This is a genomic window from Streptomyces vinaceus, from assembly GCF_008704935.1.
GTDB lineage: Bacteria > Actinomycetota > Actinomycetes > Streptomycetales > Streptomycetaceae > Streptomyces > Streptomyces vinaceus.
This window is the reverse complement of sequence record NZ_CP023692.1, coordinates 6,177,501-6,189,506: the sequence shown is the minus strand read 5'-3', so window position 1 is coordinate 6,189,506 and position 12,006 is coordinate 6,177,501. Positions and strand designations below refer to the sequence as shown.

At 66.0% G+C, this 12,006-nt stretch carries 9 protein-coding genes and 2 rRNA genes (1 of these 11 cut by a window edge); all 11 read right to left on the bottom strand.

All coding sequences use genetic code 11. From position 1 onward, the window contains the following. Positions 1-52: 52 nt before the first annotated feature. Positions 53-691 carry a MerR family transcriptional regulator gene (locus tag CP980_RS28025; protein WP_132758614.1) on the bottom strand — a complete coding sequence of 213 codons (639 nt, stop codon included), beginning with the start codon at positions 689-691 and terminating at the stop codon, positions 53-55. Positions 692-892: 201 nt separating this feature from the next. Further along, positions 893-1,366, bottom strand: a complete 474-nt coding sequence (locus CP980_RS28020; protein WP_030009777.1) for a bifunctional nuclease family protein — start codon at positions 1,364-1,366, stop codon at positions 893-895. 64 nt (positions 1,367-1,430) lie between these two features. Further along, entirely contained in the window at positions 1,431-2,204 is a 774-nt protein-coding gene (gene ftsR / locus CP980_RS28015) for a transcriptional regulator FtsR (RefSeq protein ID WP_189999267.1), read from the bottom strand. 74 nt (positions 2,205-2,278) lie between these two features. Next, positions 2,279-3,175, bottom strand: coding sequence for an FHA domain-containing protein (locus CP980_RS28010; protein ID WP_132758612.1), 897 nt, complete (start codon positions 3,173-3,175; stop codon positions 2,279-2,281). Between the two features lie 130 nt (positions 3,176-3,305). Further along, positions 3,306-4,160, bottom strand: a complete 855-nt coding sequence (locus tag CP980_RS28005) for a DUF881 domain-containing protein (protein WP_132758610.1) — start codon at positions 4,158-4,160, stop codon at positions 3,306-3,308. A gap of 5 nt (positions 4,161-4,165) precedes the next feature. Continuing rightward, the gene (locus CP980_RS28000; protein WP_030158423.1) at positions 4,166-4,498 is read right to left on the bottom strand and encodes a small basic family protein; all 333 of its coding nucleotides are present in this window, start codon (positions 4,496-4,498) and stop codon (positions 4,166-4,168) included. Next, entirely contained in the window at positions 4,495-5,403 is a 909-nt protein-coding gene (locus CP980_RS27995; protein WP_189999266.1) for a DUF881 domain-containing protein, read from the bottom strand. Before CP980_RS27995 ends, CP980_RS28000 begins: the two co-directional genes overlap by 4 nt. 108 nt (positions 5,404-5,511) lie before the next feature. After that, a complete protein-coding gene (locus CP980_RS27990; protein WP_099893876.1) occupies positions 5,512-8,007 on the bottom strand; it encodes a mannose-1-phosphate guanyltransferase in 2,496 nt (831 codons plus the stop codon). A 100-nt stretch (positions 8,008-8,107) separates the two neighbouring features. Next, positions 8,108-8,698, bottom strand: a complete 591-nt coding sequence (gene clsA / locus CP980_RS27985) for a cardiolipin synthase ClsA (protein WP_099893875.1) — start codon at positions 8,696-8,698, stop codon at positions 8,108-8,110. Positions 8,699-8,816: 118 nt separating this feature from the next. Further along, a 5S ribosomal RNA gene (gene rrf / locus CP980_RS27980) occupies positions 8,817-8,933 on the bottom strand. Positions 8,934-9,010: 77 nt separating this feature from the next. After that, positions 9,011-12,006: ribosomal RNA gene (locus tag CP980_RS27975) — 23S ribosomal RNA — on the bottom strand; it runs 128 nt beyond the window's last position.

Sequence of the window (12,006 nt, the reverse complement as noted above, 5' to 3'; positions counted from 1 at the left end):
CGGCCGGGGCCGGGCCGTCTCCTTCGGATCACGGCCCCGCCGGGACGCGTACTCAGCCGGCCCGGTTGCGCCGCGCCGCCAGTTCGTCCGTCGGGTTGTGGCCGACCACCGTCTCGCCGGTGTCGACCCGCTCGCCGTGCAGCTGCGACAGCGCGTTCTCCACGTCGCGCCAGACCACGCCCACGGCGATGCCGAAGACGCCCTGCCCGCCCTGGAGCAGGCTCACGACCTGGTCCGGCGAGGTGCACTCGTAGACGGTGGCGCCGTCGCTCATCAGCGTCATGCGCTCCAGGTCCGAGAAACCGCGGTCACGCAGGTGCTGGACTGCGGTCCGGATGTTCTGCAGCGCCACCCCGGTGTCCAGGAAACGCTTGACGATCTTGAGGACGACCACGTCCCGGAAGCTGTACAGGCGCTGCGTCCCCGACCCGCACGCGGGGCGCACCGTGGGCTCCACCAGCCCGGTGCGCGCCCAGTAGTCGAGCTGGCGGTAGGTGATCCCGGCCGCGGCGCACGCGGTCGGTCCCCGGTAGCCGACCTGCTCGGGCGCCGGATCCGCGCCCACCGGTGCGACCGGCGTGCTGTCCGGCTGACGGCGCGCGGATCCCGCCGCACTGCCGTGGAGCGGGTACGGCCCACCGTCACTCCGCACGGGGATGCCCCCGGTCGTACCGTCGCCCGTGACTCTCACGCCGACCCTCCGTCCTTGACCTGCCCCCTCGAAGGTAGGCAGTCACCAGGGGTGCGTCAACGATCGCCACACTCGGCACGCCGAGTGATAATCACCCTGAGAGTGGTTTCCCGTGACCTGTAACGGGGAAGGACTGCCCGAATGGGCTGATGTACCCCGTGGACACGCGGCGCTGACGGCACGGCGGACGCGCCCTGCGGCTCATTGCGGGCCGGTGCCGAAGTCCTCCGGGGAGATCTGGTCGAGGAACTCGCGGAACTTCTCCACCTCGTCCTCCTGCTCGTCCGGAATGGCGATTCCGGCGTCGTCCAGCACCCCGTCGCTCCCGTAGATCGGCGTCCCGGTGCGCAGGGCCAGCGCTATGGCGTCGGAAGGCCGCGCGCTCACCTCGACCCCGCTGGCGAAGACGAGCTCCGCGTAGAAGACGCCCTCCCGCAGATCCGTGATCCGGACCTCGGTGAGCTCCTCGCCGATCGCCTCCAGCACGTCCTTGAACAGGTCGTGCGTCAGCGGCCGGGCAGGGGCCATGCCCTGCTGCGCGAAGGCAATGGCGGTCGCCTCCCCTGGTCCGATCCAGATGGGGAGGTACCGGTCGCCTCCCACTTCACGCAGGAGCACGATCGGTTGGTTGGAGGGCATTTCCACCCGGACACCCACAACGTCGAGCTCGTTCACACAGCAACCCTAGGACCTGCCCGGCAGGTTTGGGTAGTCGGGCCCCCCTCGGGGGTCCCCGAGCTCAGCGCAGACGGACCCCGAGAGCGGTCTGCACCAAGGCCTCGTGGAGCCGTACGGAGAGCCCCGCGAGCTCTTTCAAGGTGGCCTCCGCATGCGCCCTGGTCTGCGGGTTGCGGTGGCGGCGCAGCGGTGCCACGACCTGCTCCACCAGGCCCGCCTCGCGGTCCGCGGCGGCCTTCATCGCCCGCAGGTGGCGCGGCTCCAGCCCGAAGCGGCCCAGATCCGCCACCAGGCGGGCCACGGTGACCGTCTCCGCGTCGAATCCGCCGTCCGGGGCCTCGCCGACCAGTCCGTACGACTCCCACTCGGCGAGCTGCGCCTCGTCCACCTCGGCCGCGGCGAGCAGCTCGGCGCGCCCCACCCGGGCCGAGGCGGCCCGCTCCCGGCCCACCTCGCCGTAGACGGCGGACGGGCTCGCGGGATCCGCGCCATCCCCGTGCGCCGTGGGCGCGGGGATACGGATCTGCTCACCCCGGGCGAGCGCGTCCAGCTGCTCGCGGATGACCTTCAGCGGCAGGTAGTGGTCCCGCTGCAATCGCAGGATGCGGGCCAGCCGCTCGACGTCCTCCGTACTGAACTTGCGGTATCCGGAAGGTGTGCGTCTGGGCTCGACCAGCCCCTCCGCCTCCAGGAAGCGGATCTTCGAGATCGTGACTTCGGGGAACTCGTCGCGCAGCAGCGTGAGCACCGTGCCGATGCTCACCAGCCGCCCGGCCGAGCCGGAGCTGCCGGCGGTGCCGCTCTTCGGGGCACCGCCGGTGGGGATACGCAGCATGGGACCTTCCCTGTGGGGGTGTCCCCCGGACGGGGTCCGGGGTGCGGGTCCCCCAGGCGGAGCCCAGGGGACGGTCAGATGCCCCGCAGGCTCGCGTAGAAGACCAACCGGTACTTGCCGATCTGCACCTCGTCGCCGTTGTGCAGGGCGACCGAGTCGATGGGCTCACGGTTCACGTACGTGCCGTTGAGGCTGCCCACGTCGGAGACGGTGAAGCCACCGTCCTGGCTCCTGCGGAACTCGACATGCCGCCGGGAGACCGTCACGTCGTCCAGGAAGATGTCGCTCTGCGGGTGCCGGCCCGCCGTGGTCAGCTCACCGTCCAGCAGGAAGCGGCTGCCGGAGTTCGGGCCGCGCCGCACGATGAGCAGAGCGGAACCCGGAGGCAGGGCTTCCACCGCGGCCTGGGCCTCGGGGGACAGCGAGGACGACACGTGCTGTTGTCCCGACACCTCGGCCTCGTAGGCCTCCAGGCCCGAGATCGAGATGGTGGACGTGGTCTCCGAGGCACGCTCCGGCGTCAGGCCCGCCCGCAGCGGCGCGCCGCAGTTGGAGCAGAACCGGCTGGCCGCATCGCTGCGGTGTCCGCACCTGCTGCAAACCTGCTCGGCCGACATGGACGGCTCCTCGCGCCGCGGCTGCCCCGCGGAGGCATTGGTGGCATACGGGTCGGGGGCAAACCCTCCACCCGAACTTGAGGTTGATGGTTCACCGAAACCTATGCGTCCGGAACCGGCAGGGTCAACAGACGACGCGCCCGGCGCGCCCGAAACATCCCCCGCGCCGGCGACCTCGTCACGGAAGAGCGGCCGGTCGCCCTGCCCTTCCACCTCTCCCTGCCCCGCACGGTGCTTGGCCGCACCGCTTTCCTCACGGTTCTTCTTGCCGAACAACTTCTCAAACAACTTCACGGGCGATTCCCCTTGAACGAAACAGACCCGCCCGTGGGGCAGGACGAACTCCGAATGCACACACCTGCCGACCCGGACATTCTCACAACGTCCGTAACCACCAGACAGTTTCCACCACGCGGCACGACTTCGGTGCGTCGACCCCCCGCAGGCATCAGCCCGCGTGAGCCCGTTCGCGCCCGGTTCCGCGTCACGACGATGACGACCGAGCGTAGTCAGGCTGCTTCGCAGCCCGCAAGGCATCCACAACGATCTTCGCCGGTCGTGTGACGGCGACGGTGGCCTGTTCCTTCTCCAGTGTCTGCACGACACCGCCGGGGATGTTCAGGGCGGGCTCCAGATCCTGCGGCTTGCCGATCACCTTGAACTCATAAGGCTGTGTGATCTTCTTACCGTCGATCGCGATCCCGCCGCCCTCCTCCGAGAAGAAAGAGCTCGCCACGACGCGCACACCGTTGACCTGGATCGCCTCGGCCCCGGCCGCCCGCAGCTCCTGGAGGGTGTCCAGCAGCTGGTCCGACTGCACCTGGCCCGTGGGATCGGTGATCTTCAAGACGATGCCGGGTCCCTGCGCTGCCACCGTACCGGCCAGGATCCCCAGTTGGCGTTCCTTCTCGACCGTCTGCCGCCGGGCCTCCTCGGCCTGGTTCGAGCTGCTCTCCAGCTCCTTGCGCTGGTCTTCCAGCCGCTGCTTCTCGTCCTCCAGGCGCTTGGTCCGCCCGTCGAGCTCGTCGAGGATCCGTACGAGGTCCTCCTGACGGGCCCCGCGCAGCGCGCTGGAGTCGCTGTTCGAGCGCACCTGGATGGCCAGGCCCAGCCCGAGGACGAACAGGAGCAGCGCGACGATCAGTTGGGCCCGGCTCGCGCGCGGCGGCCAGACCGCCTCCGCCAGCCGCTGCCGACCGCTGCGCGCGGGCGCGGCGGGCTTCGCGGCCCGGTCCTCCCCACCGGCCGCCGCGGGGGCTGCGGCGGACCTCGCCGGCTCGTCCTGCGGCGGCAGCTCCGAGCCCATCGGCTCCTCGGGCGGATTGTCGTTCGTACTCATCGGCCTCACGCCCGGAAGACGTGCCGGCGGATGGCCGCGGCGTTGGAGAAGATGCGGATGCCCAGGACCACGACCACACCCGTGGACAGCTGCGAGCCCACGCCCAGCTTGTCACCGAGGAAGACGATCAGCGCCGCCACCACCACGTTCGACAGGAACGACACCACGAAGACCTTGTCGACGAAGATGCCGTCCAGCATCGCGCGCAGACCCCCGAACACCGCGTCCAGCGCCGCCACCACGGCGATCGGCAGATACGGCTCGACGACGGCCGGCACTTCGGGCCGGACCAGAAGTCCGACCACCACTCCGGCCACCAGGCCCAGTACCGCGATCACGATGCACCCTTCTTCGGCTCTTCTGCTGTAGCTGTACGTACGGTCAGGCTCGACGCGGCCGGCAGCCGCAGCGCGTCCGCCGGGGACGAAGTCGCGCGGATCCCGTAGTTCTCCTGCAGGGCGTGCAGGTACTGACCGTCCGCGGAGTCCTGGAAGGCCGTCCCCAGCCGCTTCTTGTCCCCCACCGCCAGCACCTCGTACGGCGGAACCAGCGGCCTGTTGTCGACCAGTATCGCGTCACCCGCGGCGCGGATCGCCGACAACGCCGTCAGCCGCTGCCCGTTGATGGAGATGGCCTCGGCCCCGGACTGCCACAGCCCGTTGACGATCTTCTGCATGTCGCGGTCCCGCAGACGGCCGGTGTCCGAGAACCCCGCGTTCTCGCGCGGCTTGCCGCCACCGCCCGAGGAGGAGCCCTTCGCATCGTCCACGACCAGCTTCAGCCCCGGTCCCTGGACCTCCGTCGCGCCCGACAGCAGCGCCACGAGCTGGCCCTGGTCCCCGCCGTGCTGTTTGAGCGCCTCGCGCTGGCGGCTCGCGACGTCCGCCCGCAGCCGCTCGATGTCCCGCTCCAGGCCGTCCGCGTGCTCATCGGCCCGCTGCACCCGGTCGATCAGCTCCTGCCGCTCCTTGGCCAGCACCGGCGCCGCTATCCGCGCCTGGGCGGCACCCAGCGTGACGACCAGGGCGGCGAGCACGAGGCCTGCGGCGAGCGCCAGCTTGGCCTTCAGGGTGCGGGGCAGACCCGCCGTTCCGTCGGCCTCGCGCCGGGCCGACGCCTCCGCGTAGCCCTCGTCGAGACTGTGGTCCATCACGTGCGTCAGCAGCGACATGGACGCGTCCGGGCGCGCGGGAGGCGCCGGCGCCGAACTCCGGTTGTGGGGCGGCTGCGACATGCCGCTCATCGTCGCATGTCGGCGCCGCCCGTACCGAATGCGCCCGTCCGGTGGACAGGGAGCAACCTCCTCCGCTTCCTGCCCACCGGACCGAGCCGTTTCGTCAGGAGCCCGGGCTCAGTGCCCGGCGCCGTCCACCACTGCCGCCCACTCGTCCAGCAGCGCCTGCGCGGACGCGTCGTCGGGGCCCTCGGCCCACAGGTGCGTGACCGCCTCCGCCGGGTCCGGCAGGACCAGCGCCCACCGCCCGTCCGCCTCGACGACCCGCACCCCGTCGGTGGTGTCCACCTGCCGGTCCCCGGCCGCCTCCACGACCCGCCGCATGACGAGCCCCTTCACCGCCCACGGGGTCGGCACGTCCCGCTTGAGTACATGGGCTCGCGGTATCCGCGCATCGATCTGGCTCAGCGTGAGCTGCGTCCGCGCCACCAGCCCGATCAGCTGGACGAACGCCGCCGATCCGTCGAAGACGCTGCTGAACTCCGGAACGATGTAGCCGCCCCGGCCGTCTCCGCCGAAGATCGTGTTCTCCGCCCGGCCCACGCGCGTCAGGTCGTCGGGCGAGGTCGTCGTCCACTCCACCTGCGTGCCGTGGTACGCCGCCACCTGCTCGGCGATCCGGGTCGTGGTCACCGGCAGCGCCACCTTGCCGCTGCGCTTCTCCGCGGCCACCAGGTCGAGCAGCACCAGCAGGGCCCGGTCGTCCTCGATGATCCTCCCGCGCTCGTCCACCAGGGAGATCCGCTCGCCCACCGGGTCGAAGCGCACTCCGAAGGCGGCCCGCGCCGAGGCCACGATCTCCCCGAGCCGCACCAGACCGGCTCGCCGGGACTCCGCGGTCTCCGTGGGCCGGGACTCGTCGAGCCCCGGGTTGATCGTCAGGGCGTCCACTTCGAGCCGGCCCAGCAGGCTGGGCAGCACGAGCCCGGCGCTGCCGTTGGAGGCGTCCACGACCACCTTGAGCCCGGAATCGGCGACGCCGCTCGTGTCCACCCGCCGCAGCAGCGAACCCGTATAGGCGTCGAAGACACTGCCCGGGAACTGGAGGTCACCGATCTCGCCCGGGAACGCCCGCCGGTACTCCTGGCGCGCGTACACCCGGTCCAGCTTGCGCTGCTGCTGCAGCGAGAGGTCGGCTCCCCGCTCGTCCAGGAACATGATGTCGACCGAGTCCGGCACTCCGGGGGAGGTGCGGACCACGATCCCGCCCGCGGTACCGCGGGCGGTCTGCTGCCGCGCCACGGGCAGCGGTACGTTCTCCAGGTCGCGCACGTTGATCGCGCTGGCCTGCAGCGCCGAGATCACCGCCCGCTTGAGCGCTCTCGCGCCGCGGGAGTGGTCACGGGCCGTGGTGACCGTGGCCCCCTTCTTCAGGGTCGTCGCGTACGCGCCGGCGAGGCGGACCACCAGCTCGGGGGTGATCTCCACGTTCAGGATGCCGGTGACGCCGCGGGCTCCGAACAGGTGCGCCTGACCGCGGGACTCCCAGATCACCGACGTGTTGACGAAGGCGCCGGCCTCGATCGTCTTGAAGGGGTAGACGCGCACGTTCCCCTGGATGATCGATTCCTCACCGACCAGGCACTCGTCACCGATGACGGCGCCGTCCTCGATCCGGGCGGCCCGCATGATGTCGGTGTTCTTGCCGATGACGCAGCCGCGCAGATTGCTGTGGGGCCCGATGTAGACGTTGTCGTGGATCACGGCCTTGTGCAGGAAGGCCCCGCTCTTCACGACGACGTTCGAGCCGACCACCGTGTGCTCGCGGATCTCCACGCCGGCCTCGACCTTGGCGTAGTCCCCGATGTACAGCGGCCCGCGCAGCACCGCGTCCGGGCTCACCTCGGCGCCCTCGGCGATCCACACGCCGGGCGAGATCTCGAAGCCGTCCATCTCGACCTGGACCTTGCCCTCGAGTACGTCGGCCTGCGCCTTGACGTAGCTCTCGTGCGTGCCGACGTCCTCCCAGTAGCCCTCGGCCACATAGCCGTAGATGGGCCGGCCTTCCTTCATCAGCTGGGGGAAGACATCGCCGGACCAGTCGACCGGAACATCCGGGTCGACGTAATTGAAGACCTCGGGCTCCATCACGTAGATGCCGGTGTTGACGGTGTCCGAGAACACCTGGCCCCACGTCGGCTTTTCGAGGAAGCGCTCGACCTTGCCTTCCTCGTCCACGATGGTGATGCCGAATTCCAGCGGGTTCGGCACCCGGGTCAGGCACACCGTGACGAGTGCGCCCTTCTCCTTGTGGAAGCGGATGAGATCGGTGAGGTCGAAGTCGGTGAGCGCATCGCCGGAAATGACGAGGAAAGCATCGTCCTTCAAGGCCTCCTCGGCGTTCTTCACGCTGCCGGCAGTGCCGAGTGGCTTCTCCTCATTGGCATAGGTGAGCTCCATACCGAGCTCCTCGCCGTCACCGAAGTAGTTCTTGACGAGTGACGCCAAGAACTGGACGGTAACAACGGTCTCACTGAGCCCATGCCGCTTGAGCAGCCTGAGCACGTGCTCCATGATCGGCCGGTTGGCCACCGGCAGGAGCGGCTTGGGCATGCTCGAGGTCATGGGGCGAAGACGGGTGCCTTCGCCACCGGCCATCACGACGGCCTTCATGTCGGAAGAGTCCTCCTTGAGAGACGACGTTCTCGCCGACCTCACCCGTCCCGGACGGTGACTCCGCAACTCCTCCGCGTCAGTCCCACGCCGAGCGAGCTCAATCGGCCGTGGCGTCCGCCTTCACAAGCCGACGGACTTGCACCACGTAAAGGATTCCTGCCCACCAATAGAGCGTTGTACCCCATCCGGCGAACGCCCATCCGAAAACTGACCCCATCCAGGCCAACCAACCCGTACCGTCACTGAGCAACAGCAGCGGGAAGGCGTACATCAGGTTGAAGGTCGCGGCCTTGCCGAGGAAGTTGACCTGCGGCGGCGGATAGCCGTGCCGGCGCAGGATCCAGACCATGACCAGCAGCATCAGCTCACGGGCCACCAGGGCCCCGGTGAGCCACAGCGGCAGAATGTCTCGATAGGTCAGGCCGAAGAGCGTGGAGAGGATGTACAGCCGGTCCGCGGCAGGATCCAGCAGCCGGCCGAGGTTGCTGATCTGATTCCAGCGCCGCGCCAGCTTGCCGTCGAGGTAGTCACTGACCCCACTCAGCATGAGCACGGCCAGTGCCCATCCGTCGTGCTTCTCCAGAATCAGCCAGAGGAACAGGGGCACGCCGGCGAGGCGAGCCATGCTCAGGATGTTCGGAATCGTGAAAATTCGGTCCGTCTGAACCCGAGTCTCCTGGACCTCCACCCGGGGGCCTCCACTGTTGAACGTACGAACGATGCCCCATGACCCTACAGGACCCCGCAGCGGCCCAGAACGCAGAAAAGCCCCGCACCAGAAGGTGCGGGGCTTTCCCACAATGATTGTTCGGCGGCGTCCTACTCTCCCACAGGGTCCCCCCTGCAGTACCATCGGCGCTGAAAGGCTTAGCTTCCGGGTTCGGAATGTAACCGGGCGTTTCCCTAACGCTATGACCACCGAAACACTATGAAATTTGAACACTGGACGGCAACACAGCTGTTCGTTATTTCAGAACTAACACAGTGGACGCGAGCAACTGAGGACAAGCCCTCGGCCTATTAGTACCAGTCAGCTCCACCCGTTACCGGGCTTCCACATCTGGCCTATCAACCCAGTCGTCTACTGGGAGCCTTACCCTCTCAAGGAGGTGGGAATACTCATCTTGAAGCAGGCTTCCCGCTTAGATGCTTTCAGCGGTTATCCCTCCCGAACGTAGCCAACCAGCCATGCCCTTGGCAGGACAACTGGCACACCAGAGGTTCGTCCGTCCCGGTCCTCTCGTACTAGGGACAGCCCTTCTCAATATTCCTACGCGCACAGCGGATAGGGACCGAACTGTCTCACGACGTTCTAAACCCAGCTCGCGTACCGCTTTAATGGGCGAACAGCCCAACCCTTGGGACCGACTCCAGCCCCAGGATGCGACGAGCCGACATCGAGGTGCCAAACCATCCCGTCGATATGGACTCTTGGGGAAGATCAGCCTGTTATCCCCGGGGTACCTTTTATCCGTTGAGCGACGGCGCTTCCACAAGCCACCGCCGGATCACTAGTCCCGACTTTCGTCCCTGCTCGACCCGTCGGTCTCACAGTCAAGCTCCCTTGTGCACTTACACTCAACACCTGATTGCCAACCAGGCTGAGGGAACCTTTGGGCGCCTCCGTTACCCTTTGGGAGGCAACCGCCCCAGTTAAACTACCCATCAGACACTGTCCCTGATCCGGATCACGGACCGAGGTTAGACATCCAGCACGACCAGAGTGGTATTTCAACGGCGACTCCACCCCAACTGGCGTTGGGGCTTCAAAGTCTCCCACCTATCCTACACAAGCCGAACCGAACACCAATATCAAACTGTAGTAAAGGTCCCGGGGTCTTTCCGTCCTGCTGCGCGAAACGAGCATCTTTACTCGTAGTGCAATTTCACCGGGCCTATGGTTGAGACAGTCGAGAAGTCGTTACGCCATTCGTGCAGGTCGGAACTTACCCGACAAGGAATTTCGCTACCTTAGGATGGTTATAGTTACCACCGCCGTTTACTGGCGCTTAAGTTCTCAGCTTCGCAACCCCGAAAGGTCACTAACCGGTCCCCTTAACGTTCCAGCACCGGGCAGGCGTCAGTCCGTATACATCGCCTTACGGCTTCGCACGGACCTGTGTTTTTAGTAAACAGTCGCTTCTCGCTGGTCTCTGCGGCCACCCCCAGCTCACGGAGCAAGTCCGATCACCAGTGATGGCCCCCCTTCTCCCGAAGTTACGGGGGCATTTTGCCGAGTTCCTTAACCATAGTTCACCCGAACGCCTCGGTATTCTCTACCTGACCACCTGAGTCGGTTTAGGGTACGGGCCGCCATGAAACTCGCTAGAGGCTTTTCTCGACAGCATAGGATCATCCACTTCACCACAATCGGCTCGGCATCAGGTCTCAGCCTTATATGAGGGACGGATTTGCCTACCCCTCGGCCTACACCCTTACCCCGGGACAACCACCGCCCGGGCTGGACTACCTTCCTGCGTCACCCCATCGCTTACCTACTACAAGTCTGGTTCGTCGGCTCCACCACTTTCCTTTCCCCGAAGGGTCCGGAACGGCTTCACGGACTTAGCATCGCCTGATTCGATATTGGGCGTTTCAAAGCGGGTACCGGAATATCAACCGGTTGTCCATCGACTACGCCTGTCGGCCTCGCCTTAGGTCCCGACTTACCCTGGGCAGATCAGCTTGACCCAGGAACCCTTAGTCAATCGGCGCACACGTTTCTCACGTGTGTATCGCTACTCATGCCTGCATTCTCACTCGTGAACCGTCCACAACTAGCTTCCGCTGCTGCTTCACCCGGCACACGACGCTCCCCTACCCATCACAGCGGGCGTTGGCCCTATTGCTGCAATGACACGACTTCGGCGGTACGCTTGAGCCCCGCTACATTGTCGGCGCGGAATCACTTGACCAGTGAGCTATTACGCACTCTTTCAAGGGTGGCTGCTTCTAAGCCAACCTCCTGGTTGTCTCTGCGACTCCACATCCTTTCCCACTTAGCGTACGCTTAGGGGCCTTAGTCGATGCTCTGGGCTGTTTCCCTCTCGACCATGGAGCTTATCCCCCACAGTCTCACTGCCGTGCTCTCACTTACCGGCATTCGGAGTTTGGCTAAGGTCAGTAACCCGGTAGGGCCCATCGCCTATCCAGTGCTCTACCTCCGGCAAGAAACACACGACGCTGCACCTAAATGCATTTCGGGGAGAACCAGCTATCACGGAGTTTGATTGGCCTTTCACCCCTAACCACAGGTCATCCCCCAGGTTTTCAACCCTGGTGGGTTCGGTCCTCCACGAAGTCTTACCTCCGCTTCAACCTGCCCATGGCTAGATCACTCCGCTTCGGGTCTAGAGCGTGCAACTCAAACGCCCTATTCGGACTCGCTTTCGCTACGGCTTCCCCACACGGGTTAACCTCGCTACACACCGCTAACTCGCAGGCTCATTCTTCAAAAGGCACGCAGTCACGACGTTACATGCAAGCATGCAACGCGACGCTCCCACGGCTTGTAGGCACACGGTTTCAGGTACTATTTCACTCCGCTCCCGCGGTACTTTTCACCATTCCCTCACGGTACTATCCGCTATCGGTCACCAGGGAATATTTAGGCTTAGCGGGTGGTCCCGCCAGATTCACACGGGATTTCTCGGGCCCCGTGCTACTTGGGAGATGAGCAAGCAAGCCGCTGATGTTTCGTCTACGGGGGTCTTACCCTCTACGCCGGACCTTTCGCATGTCCTTCGACTACATCAACGGTTTCTGACTCGCCGACCGGCCGGCAGACCGATCAAGCTCATTCCCACAACCCCGCATGCGCAACCCCTGCCGGGTATCACACACATACGGTTTGGCCTCATCCGGTTTCGCTCGCCACTACTCCCGGAATCACGGTTGTTTTCTCTTCCTGAGGGTACTGAGATGTTTCACTTCCCCTCGTTCCCTCCACACTGCCTATGTGTTCAGCAGTGGGTGACAGCCCATGACGACTGCCGG

What these genes read in the sequence shown, in the direction of transcription:
- ftsR (WP_189999267.1), bottom strand. Translation starts at nt 2,204, where the DNA reads ATGCTGCGTATCCCCACCGGCGGTGCCCCGAAGAGCGGCACCGCCGGC.
- CP980_RS28005 (WP_132758610.1), bottom strand. Translation starts at nt 4,160, where the DNA reads ATGAGTACGAACGACAATCCGCCCGAGGAGCCGATGGGCTCGGAGCTG.
- CP980_RS27995 (WP_189999266.1), bottom strand. Translation starts at nt 5,403, where the DNA reads ATGAGCGGCATGTCGCAGCCGCCCCACAACCGGAGTTCGGCGCCGGCG.
- CP980_RS27990 (WP_099893876.1), bottom strand. Translation starts at nt 8,007, where the DNA reads ATGAAGGCCGTCGTGATGGCCGGTGGCGAAGGCACCCGTCTTCGCCCC.